The sequence below is a fragment of the Streptomyces sp. NPDC058685 genome (assembly GCF_042714725.1).
Classification (GTDB): Bacteria; Actinomycetota; Actinomycetes; order Streptomycetales; family Streptomycetaceae; genus Streptomyces.
In genome coordinates, this window is the sequence record NZ_JBHXSL010000015.1 from 80,248 (window position 1) to 97,296 (window position 17,049).

Sequence of the window (17,049 nt, forward strand, 5' to 3'; positions counted from 1 at the left end):
TACGGTGCGCTGGCTCGGCACTTGACGCGCGTTCAACTGGCGCACGTACGTGCAGCCCCGGGGGATGTCCATGGACGACGACATATATGACGACATTCATGTGGTCAGCGCCAGTCTGGAGCGGGTCCGACTCCGGTCCGCTCATGTGGTCCGGTACTTCTACGCACATTTGTTCACCCACCATCCCGAGCTGCGCCCGCTGTTCCCCTCGGCCATGGACGACCAGTACGACCGGCTGTTCACCGCCCTCGTCCATGTGGTGGAGCACCTCGGGCACCCGGGACTCCCCGCGCATCTGGAGCTCCTGGGCCGGGACCACCGCAAGTTCGGGATTCTGGACGAGGACTACCGGGCGGTCGGCGAGAGCCTCCTCGCCGCGATCAGCCACCACAGCCCGGATTCGTGGGACCGCCGCACGGAGGCGTCCTGGCAGCGGGTGTACGACTACGCCGCCGGCGCCATGACCGGCGGGGCGCGTCGGTCCTGTGCCACCGGCGAGCCCGCCTGGTGGGAGGCGACCGTCCTGTCGCACCGGCTCCACCGCGATCACACGGCCGTCGTGCGCGCGTCCGTGTCCGAGCCCTATCCCTGGCTCCCCGGCCAGTACGCGACGATCGAACACCCGGAGCTGCTGGGTGTGTGGCGGCCCTACTCGCTCGCCGGGCGCCCGGGCGACAGCCATGTGCTCGAATTCCATGTGGGCCGCGTGCCGCGCGGACAGCTCAGCAATGCGCTGTGCGACCGGACCGAGCCGGGTCAGGTCCTGCGGCTCGGCGCCGCATCGGGTTCCGCGCTCACCCCGCCGCCCGATACCCGCGCCGTCACCCTGATCGCCGCGGGCACGGGCTGGGCCCCGGTCAAGTCCGTCCTCGACGCCTTACTCTCCCGCAGGCCCGCACCCCGTATCCGTATCGACGTCGTGCCCCGCGGCGAGGCGCACTTCTACGACGGCGCCGCACTCGACGACATCCTGCGCAAGCACCCCTATCTGAGCGCCTATTGGTGGCACCAGGAACGCGGCGAGGGCCGGACGCGGGCCGCGGAACGGCTGCACACCCATCTGCGGGAACGCCGGGACTGGCCCGGCGAGACGGTCTACCTCTGCGGGCCGGTGATGTTCGTGCAGGAGACCGCGGAGTTGCTGCACGAATGCGGGCTGCCGCAGGGCGCTCTCATCCGTGATCCGCTGCCCGCGTCGGTCAGACAGCGCGGTCATGTCTCCCACGCGGAGGCCTTTCTCGACCCGCCGCCGGTGAACTGGATCGACCCGGACGCCCGCACCCGCCCGCTCGATCTCCCGCTCCCCCTGTCTCAGAGCACCATCGGTCACTGACCGGCCGGCCCGGAAGGCACTCCCCGGAAAGGCACACCGCGGCGCCGGGTGCGGAATCCGGCGCCGCGGCGGAACCGGGCGGACTCACCTCAGGGGCGCCGCGCCGCTCGCCGTTTCTCGAACTCGCCGACCCAGTACTTCGTACGGTCGAGATAGGCCGTCTCGGCCGCGGCGCCGGTCTTCCCGTAGGCGCCCGAGTACGTCTGATAGCCGTGCCCCGCAGGCGGGTTGGCGGCGGCGGGCTCGATGGAGCTGCCCTCGTGCCACTCGTTGAAGGACGTCACGGAGACCCATGCCGGGGAGCCGCCGATCGCCGGATCCAGCGCGTTGTTCCACTCCTTGTCGTAGGTGGCGCCGTTCGAACGGCCCAGTGTGGGCGTGGTGTTGCCGGGAACGGCGCGGTCGTCGACATAGCCGGGCGCGACCGAGGGGGCCCAGATGAGGTTGTTCGCGCGGGCGTAGTCGCCGGCCTGCTTCCAGCCGGGGGCGGTGGCCCCCGCGATGCCGTCGTAGGTGTAGAGACCGGAGAAGTGGGCGATCTTCGTCGTGTCGGTGGTCTGCGCGAGAACGATGCTGCTCGCCGTGACCTGGTCGAGCGCCGTCCAGTCGGCGATCCGCAGGCTCTCGAAGACGTAGAAGGCCGAGCGGTTGCCGTGGGCGGCGTCCCGGTAGAAGGCGGGGTGGCTGCCGTAGGCCGAGTTCAGATAGCGGATGTCGTCGACGACGGACTGCGCGGTCCGCCCGGCGTACGGCTCGATGTGCCAGGCCACCTTGATCCCGTGGCGATCGGCGGCGTCCATGACCCGACGGGCGATGCCGTCCTCGTAACCGCCGCGGCCCCACCAGCTGTAGACGAGCACCCCCGCGCCCGACTGCACCGCCCATCGCATGTGCTGGTCGACGGCTCCGGCGGTGTCCCCCGAGTCGTACGGCCCGAGGGCCGGGTAGAGGTCGGCGCCGATGTCGGCGGGCGGGGTGCGCCCGCCCTGCTGCCAGTGCCGCCAGCTTCCCTGGCCCGCGGGCGTGCCGTACCAGGGGTAGTAGAAGAGGTGCACGTTCTGCGAGAGGGCCTCGGTCACGGGCGGCGCCGTCGCGAGGGTGAAGGTGTCGATGTCGAAGAGGGCACCCGAGCCGCCGGTGAAGCGGAGGAACAGCGGTCCGCTGCCGGTCGCGGTGAGGGTCGTGGAGACGGTGGTGAAGGTCTCCCAGCCGCCGGTCGGCGCGACGCGCACCGAGCCGAGCAGGGTGCCCGTCGCGGAACCTGCCCGTACCTCGATGGTGCCACCGGCGCCTGCCGAGGAGACCTTCGCGGTGAAGGTCCGGGCGCCGGCCGTGGCGACGGACGCGTAACCCGCCCAGTCACCGTTCTCGATGTACCCGAGGGTCCGGCCGCCGCTCGCGTTGCCGTGGGCCGCGGGCTGCACGCCCGCCCCCGAGGTGTAGGACTCCGCCTCGACGGTCCTCGGCCCGGTGCCGCCACGGGGAGTGCAGTCGGCGGGTGCGGTGCCCGCCGCGTAGCGGATGCCGCCGAGCAGCAGCGAGCGGAACGCGGGATCGGCGTACGACTCGGCGGTGTGCCCGAGCCCCGTGTAGAACGAGCGCCCCGAACCCTGCGGATGGCACCAGGTGATGGGGTGGTCCCCGCCCATCTCGCCGCCGCTGTAGGAGGATTCGTCCAGGCTCTGCAGGACGCGGACCCCGGCCCGGGGATTGGAGCGGTAGTTGTACCACTCGTCGGTCCGGCTCCAGTCGGCTCCGAGGTGGGCGGTCGCCGGGTGCGAGCGGTCCTCGGTCTTCACGGTGGCCCGCTGGATCGCGGGATGGCTCTGGAAGCGGGCGCCGACGAGTTGTTCGTAGTGCGGCCAGCCGTACTCGGTGTCGGCGGCCGCGTGGACGCCGAGGAAGCCGCCGCCTGCGTCGACGTACGACTGGAGCGCGTTCTGCTGCGCGTCGCCGAGCACGTCGCCCGTCGTGTTGAGGAAGACAACGGCCTCGTAGCCCGCGAGACCGGATGCCGTGAAGACGGCGCTGTCCTCGGTGGCGGTGACGGAGAAGTTGTTGGCCGTGCCGAGCGAGCGGATGGCGTCGATCCCGGCGGGGATCGAGTCGTGCCGGAAGCCGGCCGTCCTGGAGAACACGAGTACGTCGTAGTCGGCCGCTGCCGCGGTGGCGGGCACGGTCACTGCCCCGGCGAATCCGAGCGCCAGGGTGGCGAGTAACGCCAGGGAGCGGCGTCCGGGCGTGCGGTGGATGCGTCTCACGATGTCTCCGTCAGCCGAGGGTGAAGGTGTCGATGTCGAGGAGGGAGCCGGATCCGCCGGTGAACCGGAGGAACAGTGGTCCGGAGCCTGTTGCGCTGAGCGTGGTGGAGACGGTGGTGAAGGTCTCCCAGCCGCCGGTCGGCGCGACCGCGACCGTGCCGAGCAGCGTGCCGGTGGCCGATCCGGCGCGGATCTCGACGGTGCCCCCGGCTCCGCCGGACGACACCTTGGCGGAGAACGTCTTCGCGCCGGCCGTGGCGACGGACGCGTAGCCGGCCCAGTCGCCGTTCTCGATGTAGCCGAGCGTCTGCCCACCGCTCGCGTTGCCGTGCGCCGCGGGCTGGACGCCGGAGCCGGAGGTGTATGCCTCGCCCTCGACGGTCCTCGGTCCGGTGGGCGTGCCGGTGACGAAGGTGAACGCGTCGACGTCGAAGAGGTTGCCCTGCCCCGTCACTCCCTTGAAGACGAAGTAGAGCGTGGTGGTGCCGGCCGGGGCGTTCGCCAGGTTCGTCGACACGTCGGTGAAGTTCTCCCAGCCGCCGGTCGGCGCGACGGCCATGCTGCCCAGCAGGGTGCCGGTCGCCGAGCCCGCCCTCACCTCGACGGTTCCGCCGACGCCGCCGGAGGAGACCCGGGCCGTCACACTCCTGGCGTTGGAGAGCGCGTACGGCTGGAAGGAGACCCAGTCCCCGTTGTCGGTGAAGCCGACCGTCTTGGCGCCCTCGGCGGCTCCGTGGTCCGCCGTCTGGATACCGGACTGAGCAGTGAAGTGCTCCGCCTGCCGGTGCCTGGGCTGGAGGATGCGGACGCTGTGGGAGGTCAGTCCGCCGTTGTCGGTGTACTCGGCGTCGAAGACGCCGTAGAGATTGGCGGCACTGTCGTGCTCACCGTCGGCCGGGACGGCGATGGAGCCGGAGCAGCCGTTCTTCGAGGTGATCTGGTGCCGGTGGCTGTCGTGGCCGAGCAGATAGGTGACCTTCACCCTGGCGCAGTCGACCGGCCCGTCGTCGGGGTCGGTGGCGGTGACGGTGAAGGGCACGGTGTCGCCGAAGGAGAACAGCGCTCCGTCCGCGGGAGTCGTCAGGGTGATGGTCGGTGCGGTGTTGCCCGCCGTGACGACCAGGCTCGCGGTGCCGGTCAGGCCCTCGGGGTCGCGTACGGTCAGCGTCGGCCGGTAGGTGCCCGCGGCCGTGTACGTGTGACTGGGATTGGCGGCCGTCGACGTCGTGCCGTCACCGAAGTTCCAGGAGTACGTCAGGGCTTTGCCCTCGGGGTCGGAACTGCCCTGCGAGGAGAAGGCGACCGTGAGCGGAGTGGGCCCGGAGGTCTTGTCGACGGCGGCCTTGGCGATGGGGTTGCGGTTGCTGCCGCCGATGTACTCGATGCGGTACAGCGCCTGGTTGCCGCTGCCTGAGCCGTAGTCGAGGACGTACAGGGCGCCGTCGGGGCCGAAGTCGGAGTCCATGACCTGGGTGCCGGTCCAGGGGAAGTCCTCGATGAGACCGTAGGAGCCGTCGGACCTGACCTCCACGGCCTTGATCCAGCGGCGGCCGTACTCGGTGGCGAAGTAGCGCCCGTCGAGCGACTGCGGGAACTTCACGGAGGAGTTGAGACCGGCGTCGTACCGGTACACCTCGCCACCCATGGGCGACTCGGAACCACCGCCGAACTCGGGCGGGGAGCCCGCGTCGCCGTACTTGATCCAGCTCGGTTTCGCGGCAGGGAGGGTGGCGAGTCCGGTGTTGCGGGAGGAGTTGTTGGCCGGTCCGCCGGCGCAGTTGTACTTGGCGGCGCCGGGTCCGCTCGGGAAGGTGTACTCGTTGTACGTCTCCGAGGCGGTGTTGGTGCCGGTGCAGTACGGCCATCCGTAGTTGCCGGGGCCGGTGATGCGGTCGAACTCCACCTGGCCGCCGGGGCCCCGGTTCGGGTCGGTACCGCCGGCGTCGGGGCCGTAGTCACCGAGGTACACGACTCCGGTGGCACGGTCGACGGACATCCGGAACGGGTTGCGGAATCCCATCGCGTAGATCTCGGGCCGGGTCCTGGCGGTGCCGGGCGCGAAGAGGTTGCCGGCCGGGACGGTGTAACCGCCGTCGGCCTGGGGCTTGATCCGCAGGACCTTGCCGCGCAGGTCGTTGGTGTTCCCGGAGGAGCGCTGGGCGTCGAACTGCGGGTTGCGGTCGGTCCGTTCGTCGATGGGGCTGTAGCCGCTGGACTCGAACGGGTTGGTGTCGTCGCCGGTGGTCAGATAGAGGTTCCCGGCGGCGTCGAAGTCGATGTCACCGCCGACGTGACAGCACTGCCCGCGGTCGTTGGGGACTTCGAGGACGACCTTCTCGCTGGCGGGATCGAGTGTGCCGTCGCTCCTGAGCGTGAACCGGGACAGATTCAGATGTCCCTTCCACCGCTCGAAGTCGGCGGCGGTGCCGGTGACCGGGGCGTCGCCGGCGGGGGTGCTCAGTTTGGGCGAGTAGTAGAGGTAGACATGGCGGTTGGCGGTGAAGCCGGGGTCGGCCGCCACACCCTGGAGACCCTCTTCGTCATGGGTGTAGACGTCCAGCTTGCCGGCGACCTTGGTGTTGCCCGCGGGGTCCGTGTACCGGACCGTGCCGTCGCGCGCGGTGTGCAGGACGGAGCGGTCCGGAAGGACGGCGAGGGACATCGCCTCGCCCAGTTCGGCTGCTCCGTAGGCGAGTTGGACCTGCTGGTAGTCGGAGGGCGGAATGGCGGCCGGCGCCGCGGCGGCCGCGCCGGTCACCGGCGCGCCGGACAGCACCAGCGCGAGGGCGGCGAGGGGTGCCGCCCATGCCGAAAGACGGCGTAAGGACATGGAGGTTCCTTCCTGACCTGGTGGGGGTTTGTCAGGCAAGGCGCGCGACGGCATGCGTCCACCGTCAAGGGGCATACGGCCCTGCGGGGTTCTTGCATGGAACACAAGATTCTTGTCTACGTCGTGCGAGTGTTTTGCATGTTCGCAACGCAATCTTAATTTGTCAAGGCTATGTCAAAATCACCGGTACGGCCCCCACCGTGCGTGTGACGGTGCGCAGTTGGGGCCCCGGGGGAGGCTGCGACTGATCCACCGGGGAGTGCGGGGCAGCCCATAGACTCCCCTCCATGAGGATCACGACTGCCGCCGTCACCGAGGACCTGACCCCGAGTGGCGTGCTGCGGGCCGCCATCAATCTGGGCAACCCGGTACTGGCCCAGGGAACGCCGGATACACCGTCCGGCATCACGGTCGACATCGCGCGCGAGGTCGGCAGGCGGCTGGGCGTCGCGGTGGAACTCCTCTGTTTCGACGCGGCGCGGAAGTCGTACGAGGCGATGACCTCGGGCCGCGCCGACCTCTGCTTCCTCGCCGTCGATCCCGCGCGGGAGGCCGAAGTCGCCTTCACCGCCCCGTACGTCGTGATCGAGGGCGTGTACGCCGTCCCCCGCGACTCCCCCTTCACCTCGCCGGCCGACATCGACCGCGCGGGTGTGCGCATCGGGGTGAAGAAGGGATCGGCCTACGACCTCTTCCTCTCCCGCACGCTCCAGCACGCGACGGTCGTCCGCGGGGACGAGGGGACCGACGCGTTCCGCACCGAGGGGCTGGAGGTCGCGGCGGGCATCAGGCAGCCGATGACCGAGTTCGTCGGCGCGCATCCCGACGTGCGTCTGATCGAGGACCGGTTCATGCAGATCCAGCAGGCCGTGGGCACACCCGCCACCCGGCGGCCCGAGACCGTCGCATTCCTCCGGGAACTCGTCGAGGACCTGAAGGCCGACGGGTTCGTCGCCGCGTCGCTGCGCAGGGCGAACCAGTCGGTCAGCCTGGCCGCCTCTCCCGCCTAGGCACGGCCCCTCCCGCCTAGGCACGGCCCCTCCCGCCTAGGCACGGCCCCTCCCGCCTAGGCACGGCCCCTCCGGCGTAGGCACGGCCCCTCCGGGCAGGTCGCCGCATCCGGGGTTTCACCTGATCGGCCGCGCCTGATGCCGCGCCCCGGGGGCACGCGGGGGATGCACGGCCGGCAGTGACCGCAGCTCGGGGATGAGCGCGCCGTGCACGGCCTCTCGCGAGGGGCTCGTCGGCGGGCGGGGCGACGTTCTGCGTCGGCCCCGCCCGCTCGGTCGGTCGATCGCCCGGTCGATCGCCCGGTCGATCGATCGGTCGGTCGGGGGCACAGCGCCCGCCCTTCCCGCCGATGCGGACAGCGCGGTGGTTCCGTGCGCGGCGGCCTTCACCCCGTCCGTGAGGAACGACGGCCCACCCGGGCGAGCACCCAGAGGGCGAAGGCGCAGATGACCACGAAGCCGATCGTCGCCCCCGTCGTGGCGCGCAAGGTGCCCACCTGCACGGAGGCCACCCCCACCACGACCACCGGCACGGAGAAGCCCGTGTAGGCGGCGGTGAACAGCGCGGCGGTCACGCCGGCGCGAGCTTCCGCGGGGGCGATGCGGTTCACGGTTGCCTGGCCTCCGATGAAGACCAGGCCCACGGCGATGCCGCCCAGCACGGTGCCCACCAGGAAGGCGGGCAGGCTGGCGTGCGCGAAGGCGAGCACGATCACCAGGAGGCCCACCGGCAGCACCAGCAGACCCCGGCCGAGGGCGCGCCGGTCGGGCAGTTCGCGTGCCTGGAGTTCGGCCGCCGTGGCGACGCCGAAGAGCAGGAACACGACGGCTCCGCCGAGCGCATGGCTCGTCCAGTGCAGATCGTTGCCGAGGAAGGAGGGGATCAGCCCGACGAAGAGGCCCAGGACGAAGAAGCCCGAGAACACCCCCATCGCCGCAGGGAGGAACTCCGTGCGGACCGCGGCCGGGAGGCGGATGTCGATACGGGGCACATAGCGCCGCACCCGCCCGGTCACCGTCTCGGGAAGCAGGAGGAGCGCGAGCGCCGCGAGTGCGAGGAGTCCCAGATAGACCGCGTACACCAGGCGGGTGGGAGCCGGGGCGTACTCGCTCAGAAGGCCGGAGAGCAGCGGGCCGAATCCGAGACCCAGCATGCTCGCGCAGGTCGCCGTCAGCGCCGCCCGGCGGGCGTTCCCCGTGGGCTCCAGCTCGCTGAGCCCCGCGGTCGCGGGCGCCACGACGAGGCCGATGGCGAGACCGGAGACCCAGCGCGCCAGACAGAGCATGGCAACGTTCCCGGCCGCCAGGAACACCGCCGCGCTCACCGCCATCAGCACCAGCGCGGCTCCGATCACCGGCCGTCTGCCCAGGTGGTCCGAGGCCCTGCCGAAGAAGAGGAGTGACATCAACACGCCGACGGCGTACACGGCGAAGATCAGTGTCGTGAGGTCGGGCCGGAAGTGGAAGACGGACTCGTAGACCACGTAGAGCGGGGCGGGGATGTTCGCCCCGGTGAGCACGATGACCAGGATTCCGGCGAGCAGCGCGAAGTCCCGGCGTCGGCGCCCGGCCGTCACGACCACGTCGTCCTCCTGGTCCGCCCCTGACGGGATGGCGTCCGCCCGGCACGGGCCGGCCGCTCGAGGCGTCGTGTCCAGCATCATCACGTCGCCCATGTGCCGCAAACGAACCAAGAGGCATGTTCCGGCATGACTTCTTCTCCGGGAGTCGGTCGCGACGGCGGCCCCGCCGGCCGGTCGGCGCGTCGGGCCGCGGGAGACCTGGCTCCAGGTGTGCGGGACGCCCGCGCACCTCACGTCGCCCCGGGTCCACGCGCTGCGCGGACAGTACAGGGTTCCGGCCACCCCCACCCGCGGGGAGACCCGGCACTGTCCACGGTTCGAGATCAAGACCGATATGCGAGACAAGTCACGATTTGGCCAATCCGTCCCACTGCCCGTGTCGAATACAGGTCAAGACGTCCGGCAGTGTCCGGCGTCGAGCCCCAAGGGCACCGGGTCGGGTGAACCGCCGACCGGCTTGCCGTCCGTGCTCGATACGCCACCCGCCGTACGGATCGCACACACCACGCGTCGCGGGGGCGACGCCAGGGCCAGGTACATGAGCCCGCAGCGATCCGGCCGTCACGACCTTCCAAGGAGCTCGCATGGTGGGAAAGCCCGTTGAAACACTGGCCTCCGGCCCGGCACCCGGGATGGAGAAATCCGCCGTGGTCCGGAAGAACGGGTACGACACCTCCACCGCCCCCAGCGAACAGACACCTGCCGTCCCGGCCGAGCAGACACCCACCGCGCCGGCCGAACAGTCCGCCGCCGGAACCGAGCAGATCCTCGCCGAGATGCTGGCCGACGTCGCGGGCGTCCCGGAGGTGTCGGCCGACAGCCACTTCTTCGACGAACTCGGCGCCGACTCCCTGGTGATGGCGCATTTCTGCGCACGCATCAGAAAGCGCGCGGACCTGCCGTCGGTCTCCATGAAGGACGTCTACCGGAATCCGACGATCCACAGCCTCACCGCCGCCCTCATCGACGCACCACAGCCCTCCGCACCCGTCGAGCCACCGCCCGACCCAGTGCCGGCGGCCCGTACGAGCCTGTGGGAGTACGTCCTGTGCGGAGCGCTGCAACTGCTCGCGTTCATCGGCTACTCCTGCGTCATCGCGTACATCACCGCACAGGGCTACGAGTGGATCTCCGCCGGATCGGGTGTGGCCGACGTCTATCTGCGGTCGGTCGTGTTCGGCGCCATCGGCTTCCTGGTGCTGTGCGCCCTTCCGGTCGTGGTGAAGTGGACGGTCATCGGCCGGTGGAAGCCGCGCGAGATCCGTGTCTGGAGCCTGGGATACGTACGGTTCTGGCTCGTCAAGACGCTGGTGCGGGCGAACCCCCTGGTGCTGTTCGTCGGTTCGCCGCTCTACAGCTTCTATCTGCGGCTGCTGGGAGCGAAGATCGGCCGGGGTGTCGTGATCTTCTCCCGCGCCGTGCCGGTGTGCACCGACCTCTTCACGGTCGGCGACGGAACCGTCATCCGCAAGGACTCGTTCTTCGCCTGCTACCGGGCCCACGCGGGCCGGATCCAGACGGGCCCGGTCACGCTCGGGCGGGACGTGACCGTCAGCGAGGCGACCGTGCTCGACATCGGGAGCTCCATGGGGGACGGGGCCCAACTGGCCCATGCCTCCTCGCTGCACGGCGGTCAGACCGTCCCCGCCGGAGAACACTGGCACGGGTCCCCCGCCGTTCCCGCCGACAGCGCGGTGGACTTCCGTGGAGTGGGACCGGCCGGCTGCGGCGGCCTGCGACGGGCCGTGCACAGCGTCCTCCAGCTGCTGACCGCGCTGCTCGTCTACATGCCGCTCGCGGTGGGCGTTGTGGGCCTGATGTTCGCCGAGGTGCCGCAGTTCGCCGCGGCTCTGGAACCCGGGCCCGCGGCGCTGACCAGCTGGACGTTCTACGTCGAGGCGCTGGTCGCCTCTGTCGTGCTCTTCTTCGGTGCCATACCCGTCGGCCTGCTGATCATGACCACACTGCCCCGGCTGTTCCACCGCGCGATGACACCCGGCCGGGTCTATCCCCTGTACGGAATCCACTACGGGATGCACCGGGCGATCGTCCTCATCACCAACAGGAAGTTCATGACCCGGCTGTTCGGCGACAGCTCCGCCATCGTCCACTACCTGCGGACGCTCGGGTACCACCTCTCGCCCGTCGAACAGACCGGATCGAACTTCGGCACGGACGTGAAGCACGAGACGCCGTACCTGAGTTCCGTCGGAACGGGGACGATGATCGCCGACGGCCTGTCCATGGTCAACGCCGACTTCTCGAACACATCCTTCAGCGTCTCCCGCACCTCGATCGGACCGCACAACTTCCTCGGGAACAGGATCGCCTACCCGTCGCGGGGCCGGACCGGCGACAACTGCCTGCTCGCCACGAAGGTGATGGTCCCCATCGACGGAGCGGTGCGCGAAGGCGTCGGCCTGCTGGGCTCACCCAGCTTCGAGATCCCCCGATCCGTCCACCGGGACAGCACGTTCGACCAGCTCAAGAACGAACAGGAGCTGCCCGGCAACCTCGCCGCCAAGAGCAAGCACAACGTCGTCACCATGGCGCTGTATCTGCTGGTGCGGTGGCTCTACTTCACCTGGTTCACACTCCTCGTCGCGGTGACCGCGGAGCTCTACACCTCGCTGGGCGCGATGTCGATCGCGCTGGGCAACGTCCTCGTCCTCCTGTCCGCCGCCGTGTACTACGTCCTGGTCGAGCGGGCCGTCACCGCCCTGCACCCGCTGAGTCCGGTGTTCTGCTCGATCTACGACCGCCGCTTCTGGCGACGTGAGCGGTACTGGAAGGTGCCCAACGAGACCTGGCTGCGCATCTACAACGGCACCCCGTACAAGAACCTGATCTGGCGGCTGCTGGGAGTCCGGCTCGGCCGCAGGGTCTTCGACGACGGCTGCTCGTTCACCGAGCGGCCCCTGGTCGCCGTCGGTGACCACTCCACGCTCAACGCGGGGAGCGTCGTCCAGTGCCACTCGCAGGAGGACGGCACGTTCAAGTCCGACCGCAGCAGCATCGGCGCCGGCTGCACGCTCGGCGTCGGCGCCTTCGTCCACTACGGCGTGACCGTGGGCGACGGCGCAGAGCTGGCCCCCGACTCCTTCCTCATGAAGGGCGAGGCAGTCCCGCAGAACGCCCGGTGGACCGGGAATCCGGCTCGGCCGGTCGGCCGGGACACCGGCGAGCAGTGGAGGGAGGAGTGATGGCAACGTCCACGCAGACCGACGCCGACTTCTGGCGCGGGGTGCTCACCGCCGGCACGTTCACCGCGATCCCCCGGTGGGCGGGCGACCATGTGCCGGGAACCGCCGAGTACAGGGCGGCCGTACCGGACGACCTGCTGGCCTCGCTGCGCCGGTGGGCCGACGAGACGGACGTGCCGCTGAGTTCGGTGCTGCTGGCCGCGCACGCCAAGGTCCTCGCGGCACTGTCCGGCGAGCAGGAGGTCGCGACGTACGTCCGTACGCCGGACGGCACGCCGCTGCCGTGCCGGCTGTCGACCGCGTCGGCTTCGTGGCGTGCGCTGATCGAGGACACCGACCGGACGCACGCGGAGCTGCTGGCCCACCAGGACTTCCCCGTCGACGAGTTCAGGCGCGAGCTGGGTCTGGGGGAACCGCTGCCCGAGACTCTTTTCGATCCGTACGGCGACGGTGACGGCAACAGCGAAGGTGACGGCGAAGGCCCGGCGCGGGACACCGTGCTGCGTGTGGCACTGCCCCACCACGGCACCCGTCGCGTCATGCGGCTGATGTACCGGACCGATGTGCTGGACGCCGAGTGCGCGGCCAGGGTCGCCGGCTATCACCTCACGGCGCTCGCCCTCATCGCCGCGGATCCGGATGCCGATCACGGGCGACAGAGCCTGCTGTCCGCCGGGGAACTCCATCTCCAGCTCGACGGGCTCGCCGGACCCCACCGGGAGCTGCCGGACCGCCGGTTCCACGAACTGTTCGAGGAGCAGGTACGGATCCGTCCGGACGCCGTCGCCGCGGTGCAGGGCGAACGGCAGTGGACGTACGAGGAGCTCAACTCCCGCGCCAACCGGCTGGCGGGCGCCCTCCTGGCGCGCGGACTGCGCCGCCAGGACGTCGTCGCCGTCGTGACCGAGCGCAATCTCGACTGGATGGCCGCGGTGATCGCCGTCTTCAAGGCGGGCGGCGTCTATCTGCCCGTCGAACCGCACTTCCCCGCCGACCGGATCGCCGCCATGCTCGACCGGGCCGCGTGCCGGTTCGTCCTGACCGAACCCGGCAGCACCGCGACGCTCGACGAGGCACTGGAGTCGCGGCGCGGGGAGACGGGAGCCGGGGAGTCGGAGTCGCGGGAGTCGGAGTCCCCGGAGTCGCGGGAGTCGCAGTCGCGCTCCGGAGTGCAGAGGCTCCTCATCGAAGCCGCCTTCGCGGAGGACCAACCGCACACCGACCCCGGTATCCGCGTCGCGCCCGACCAGCTCGCCTACGTCTTCTTCACCTCCGGATCCACCGGTGAACCCAAGGGCGCGATGTGCGAGCACGCCGGCATGCTCAACCACCTCTACGCCAAGATCGACGACCTGGACATCGACGAGGGACATGTCGTCGCCCAGACCGCGCCCCAGTGCTTCGACATCTCCCTGTGGCAGCTGCTGGCCTCCCTGCTGACCGGCGGGCGGACGCTGCTCGTCGGGCAGGAAGCGGTCCTGGACGCCCGGCAGTTCCTCGACACCATCGTCGACGGCCGGGTCGCCGTCCTCCAGGTGGTGCCGTCCTACCTCGACGCCGTGCTCTCGCTCCTGGAGCGCCACCCCCGCGAACTCCCGGACCTGCGACGTGTGTCGGTGACCGGCGAGGCGCTGAAGATGGAACTCGTGCAGCGCTGGTTCGCCGCACAGCCGGACATCCCCCTGGTCAACGCGTACGGACTGACCGAGACCTCCGACGACACCAACCACGAGGTCATGGACCGGGCGCCGGACACCGAGCGCGTACCGCTCGGACGCCCCGTCAACAACGTGCACGTCTACGTCGTCGACGAGCACCTCTCCCCCGTGCCGCTGGGGGCTCCCGGCGCCATCGTCTTCTCCGGCGTCTGCGTCGGCCGGGGCTACATCAACGACCCCGAACGCACCCGGCCCGCCTTCATGGCGGACCCGCACCGTCCCGGTCTGCGGCTGCATCGCGGCGGCGACTACGGCCGCTGGCTGCCGGGCGGAAAGCTGGAGTTCCTCGGCCGCCGGGACAGTCAGGTCAAGATCCGCGGCTTCCGGATCGAGATCGGCGAGATCGAGAACACGCTGCTGCGGGCGCCCGGTGTCCGCGACGGAGCGGTGGTGATCACCCGAGCAGCGGGCCGTGATGCGCACCTGGTGGCGTTCTACTCCGGCCCCGGCCCGCTGGAAGCCGACGACCTGCGGCACCGGCTGGGCCGCTCTCTGCCCCCGTACATGGTTCCGTCGTCCTTCCACTGGCAGGAGAGCCTGCCCCTGACCGCCAACGGCAAGATCGACAAGAAGGCGCTGACGGCCCTCGCCGAACAGCTCGACGCGGCGGGACCGCCCGAGGCGACCGAGCACGGCCGCCGCGCACCGCTGACACCGACCGAACAGCGGCTGGCCGCGGCCTGGGCCCCGGTGCTCGGCGTACCGCAGGACCGCGTCGGCCGGCTCGACCACTTCTTCGACACCGGCGGCACCTCGCTGACGGCGGTCAAGCTCGTGGTGGCCCTGGACCGCGTCGTCTCCCTCAAGGACATCACCCGCCACCCGGTCCTCGCCGACCTGGCCGCCCTCGTCGACGAACGGGCCGCGGCAGCCGAAGCCACCGACGCCCCCGCCCCACGGAACTCGCCACTGCCGAGGCCCGTGCCGGTGCCGGACGGTCCACAGCCGGTCGGTCCACAGGACGGCGCCGTCCCCCGGCACGACCAACACTCCGCCGCATCCGTCCGGCCCCCCGCCTGAAAGGAAGCCCACCATGCCCTCCTCGCTCACCACCGCGCTGCCGGGCCTGGAATCGCGCCCAGGCCGGCCTCCCCTGCTGGAACTTGAACCCGGCACCGACACCATGAGCTGGCCGGTCCAGCAGCGGGACGCACTGCGCGCCGCCGTCGCCGAGCACGGCGCGGTCCTGATCCGCGGCCTCGGGCTGCGCGACGCGGACGACGTCGCCGCGGTGCTCCGGCAGCTCGCGACCGGACCGGCGGCCGACAAGGAGGCCTTCGCGCTGCGGGAGACGTATTCCGACGGCGTCTACTCGTCGACGGCCTGGCCGTCGAACCAGCCGATGTGCATGCACCACGAGCTGAGTTACACACTGGAGTTCCCCGGCCTGATGATGTTCGCGTGCCTGACCGCGCCGACCGAGGGCGGGGCCACCGCGGTCGCCGACTCGGCGGCTGTGCTCGACGACCTGCCCCCCGCCCTGACCGAACGGTTCGAGCGCGAGGGATGGCTGCTCACCCGCAGCTACAACGACGAGATCGGGGCCTCGGTCGCGGAGGCGTTCGGCACCGAGGACCGCGCCGCCGTCGAGAACTACTGCCGTGCGAACGCGATCGAGTTCGCCTGGCAGCCCGACGGCGGACTGCGCACCCGTCAGCTGCGCAGCGCCGTGGTACGCCACCCGGTCACCGGTACGCGCTGCTGGTTCAACCAGATCGCGTTCCTCAACGAGTGGACGACGGCGCCCGAGGTGCGGGAGTACCTGATCGACGAGTACGGCGCCGACGGTCTGCCGTTCAACACCCGCTACGGCAACGGCGATCCCCTCACCGAGGAGACCGTCCAGCTGATCAACGCGGTGTACGAGACCCACACCGCCCGTCAGCCCTGGCTGGCCGGTGACCTGATGCTCGTCGACAACATCCGTACCGCGCACAGCAGAGAGCCCTTCGAAGGACCCCGGGACGTGGTCGTGGCGATGGCCGACCCGGTGCGCCTGGGCGACTGCTCGCCGACCGTCGAAGCGGCTGTCCGATGACCACCACCCCCTCTCCCGCAACGGAGCCCGCCATGCCAGAACCGCTTCCCGCGCCGTCCTTCGCCGTGATCACGGGCGACCAGGTCCAACGCGCCCTGGAAGGACGCGAAAAGGAGATCGTGGAGGTGGTCGAGGGCACGTACCGGCTGCACGGAGCAGGCGAGTCGGTGAACCCGCCGTCGTCCTTCCTCCGCTTCCACGACCGTCCCACCTCTCGGATCATCGCGCTGCCGGCGTCGATCGGCGGCCGGGACCGCGTGGACGGACTGAAGTGGATCTCCAGCTTCCCGCAGAACGTGGCCTCCGGTATCCCCCGGGCCTCGGCGGTCCTGATCCTCAACGACCCGGACACCGGCTATCCGTTCGCCTGTCTGGAGAGCTCGATCATCAGCGCCACCCGCACCGCGGCGTCGGCCGCAGCGGCCGCCGACCGGCTCACCCGTGACCGGCCGCGACCGCTGCGCGTCGGCTTCTTCGGGGCCGGTCTGATCGCCCGGTACATCCACACCTTCCTGGTGGGGACGGGCTGGTCGTTCGACGAGATCGGGGTGCACGACCTGTCGGCCGACAGCGCGGCGGGCTTCCGCGTCTACCTCGAACAGTCGGGCGGCGGCGGACGCATCACCGTGCACAGCAGCGCCGAGGACCTGATCCGGCTGAGCGACCTGGTGGTCTTCGCGACCGTCGCGGGTCAACCGCACGTCGGCGACCTGTCGTGGTTCGAGCACAACCCCGTGGTCCTGCATGTGTCGCTGCGCGACCTCGACCCGGACATCCTGCTCGCGTCGACGAACATCGTCGACGACATCGAGCACTGTCTGCGGGCCGGCACCTCACCTCATCTGACCGAACAGCGCACCGGCAACCGGGACTTCGTGAACGGCACGCTGGACGACGTGATGGCCGGACGGGTCACGGTGCCACCGGACCGGCCCGTGGTGTTCTCCCCGTTCGGCCTCGGCGTGCTCGATCTGGCGGTCGGCAAATACGTCTACGACGAGGTGGCCCGCACCGGAGAACTCCGGGTCGCCGACGGTTTCTTCCACGAACTGCGCCGGTACGGCTGAGCAGCC

9 protein-coding genes are annotated in these 17,049 nt (G+C 70.5%); 6 read left to right on the forward strand and 3 right to left on the reverse strand.

Annotated elements, in window-relative coordinates:
* Positions 1 to 70 precede the first annotated feature (70 nt).
* Complete coding sequence (locus ACFWU3_RS15670) at positions 71 to 1,333, forward strand: globin domain-containing protein (protein ID WP_384436768.1); 1,263 nt, start codon at positions 71 to 73, stop codon at positions 1,331 to 1,333.
* 89 nt (positions 1,334 to 1,422) lie between these two features.
* Here ACFWU3_RS15670 and ACFWU3_RS15675 read toward each other — a convergent pair whose 3' ends face one another.
* A complete protein-coding gene (locus ACFWU3_RS15675; RefSeq protein WP_384436771.1) occupies positions 1,423 to 3,594 on the reverse strand; it encodes a ThuA domain-containing protein in 2,172 nt (723 codons plus the stop codon).
* Between the two features lie 10 nt (positions 3,595 to 3,604).
* Complete coding sequence (locus tag ACFWU3_RS15680; RefSeq protein ID WP_384436774.1) at positions 3,605 to 6,424, reverse strand: carbohydrate-binding protein; 2,820 nt, start codon at positions 6,422 to 6,424, stop codon at positions 3,605 to 3,607.
* A 287-nt stretch (positions 6,425 to 6,711) separates the two neighbouring features.
* Between ACFWU3_RS15680 and ACFWU3_RS15685 the strand changes: the two genes are divergently transcribed.
* A complete protein-coding gene (locus ACFWU3_RS15685; RefSeq protein WP_384436777.1) occupies positions 6,712 to 7,434 on the forward strand; it encodes a transporter substrate-binding domain-containing protein in 723 nt (240 codons plus the stop codon).
* Positions 7,435 to 7,820: 386 nt separating this feature from the next.
* Here ACFWU3_RS15685 and ACFWU3_RS15690 read toward each other — a convergent pair whose 3' ends face one another.
* Positions 7,821 to 9,110: an MFS transporter gene (locus tag ACFWU3_RS15690; RefSeq protein WP_384436780.1), complete on the reverse strand. Its 1,290-nt coding sequence runs from the start codon at positions 9,108 to 9,110 to the stop codon at positions 7,821 to 7,823.
* A 491-nt stretch (positions 9,111 to 9,601) separates the two neighbouring features.
* On the opposite strand from ACFWU3_RS15690, the gene ACFWU3_RS15695 reads away from it, so the two are divergent.
* The 4 genes from ACFWU3_RS15695 to sbnB are packed head-to-tail and all read left to right on the forward strand — an operon-like array spanning position 9,602 to position 17,043.
* A complete protein-coding gene (locus ACFWU3_RS15695) occupies positions 9,602 to 12,220 on the forward strand; it encodes a Pls/PosA family non-ribosomal peptide synthetase (RefSeq protein WP_384436783.1) in 2,619 nt (872 codons plus the stop codon).
* Positions 12,220 to 14,958, forward strand: a complete 2,739-nt coding sequence (locus ACFWU3_RS15700; RefSeq protein ID WP_384436786.1) for an amino acid adenylation domain-containing protein — start codon at positions 12,220 to 12,222, stop codon at positions 14,956 to 14,958. Before ACFWU3_RS15695 ends, ACFWU3_RS15700 begins: the two co-directional genes overlap by 1 nt.
* Positions 14,959 to 14,971: 13 nt before the next feature.
* Positions 14,972 to 15,976 (forward strand): TauD/TfdA family dioxygenase, encoded by a 1,005-nt coding sequence (locus ACFWU3_RS15705; RefSeq protein WP_384436789.1) that lies wholly within the window; start codon positions 14,972 to 14,974, stop codon positions 15,974 to 15,976.
* Positions 15,973 to 17,043 (forward strand): 2,3-diaminopropionate biosynthesis protein SbnB, encoded by a 1,071-nt coding sequence (sbnB, locus tag ACFWU3_RS15710; protein WP_384436792.1) that lies wholly within the window; start codon positions 15,973 to 15,975, stop codon positions 17,041 to 17,043. The genes ACFWU3_RS15705 and sbnB overlap by 4 nt, the downstream gene beginning before the upstream one ends.
* Positions 17,044 to 17,049: the final 6 nt, after the last annotated feature.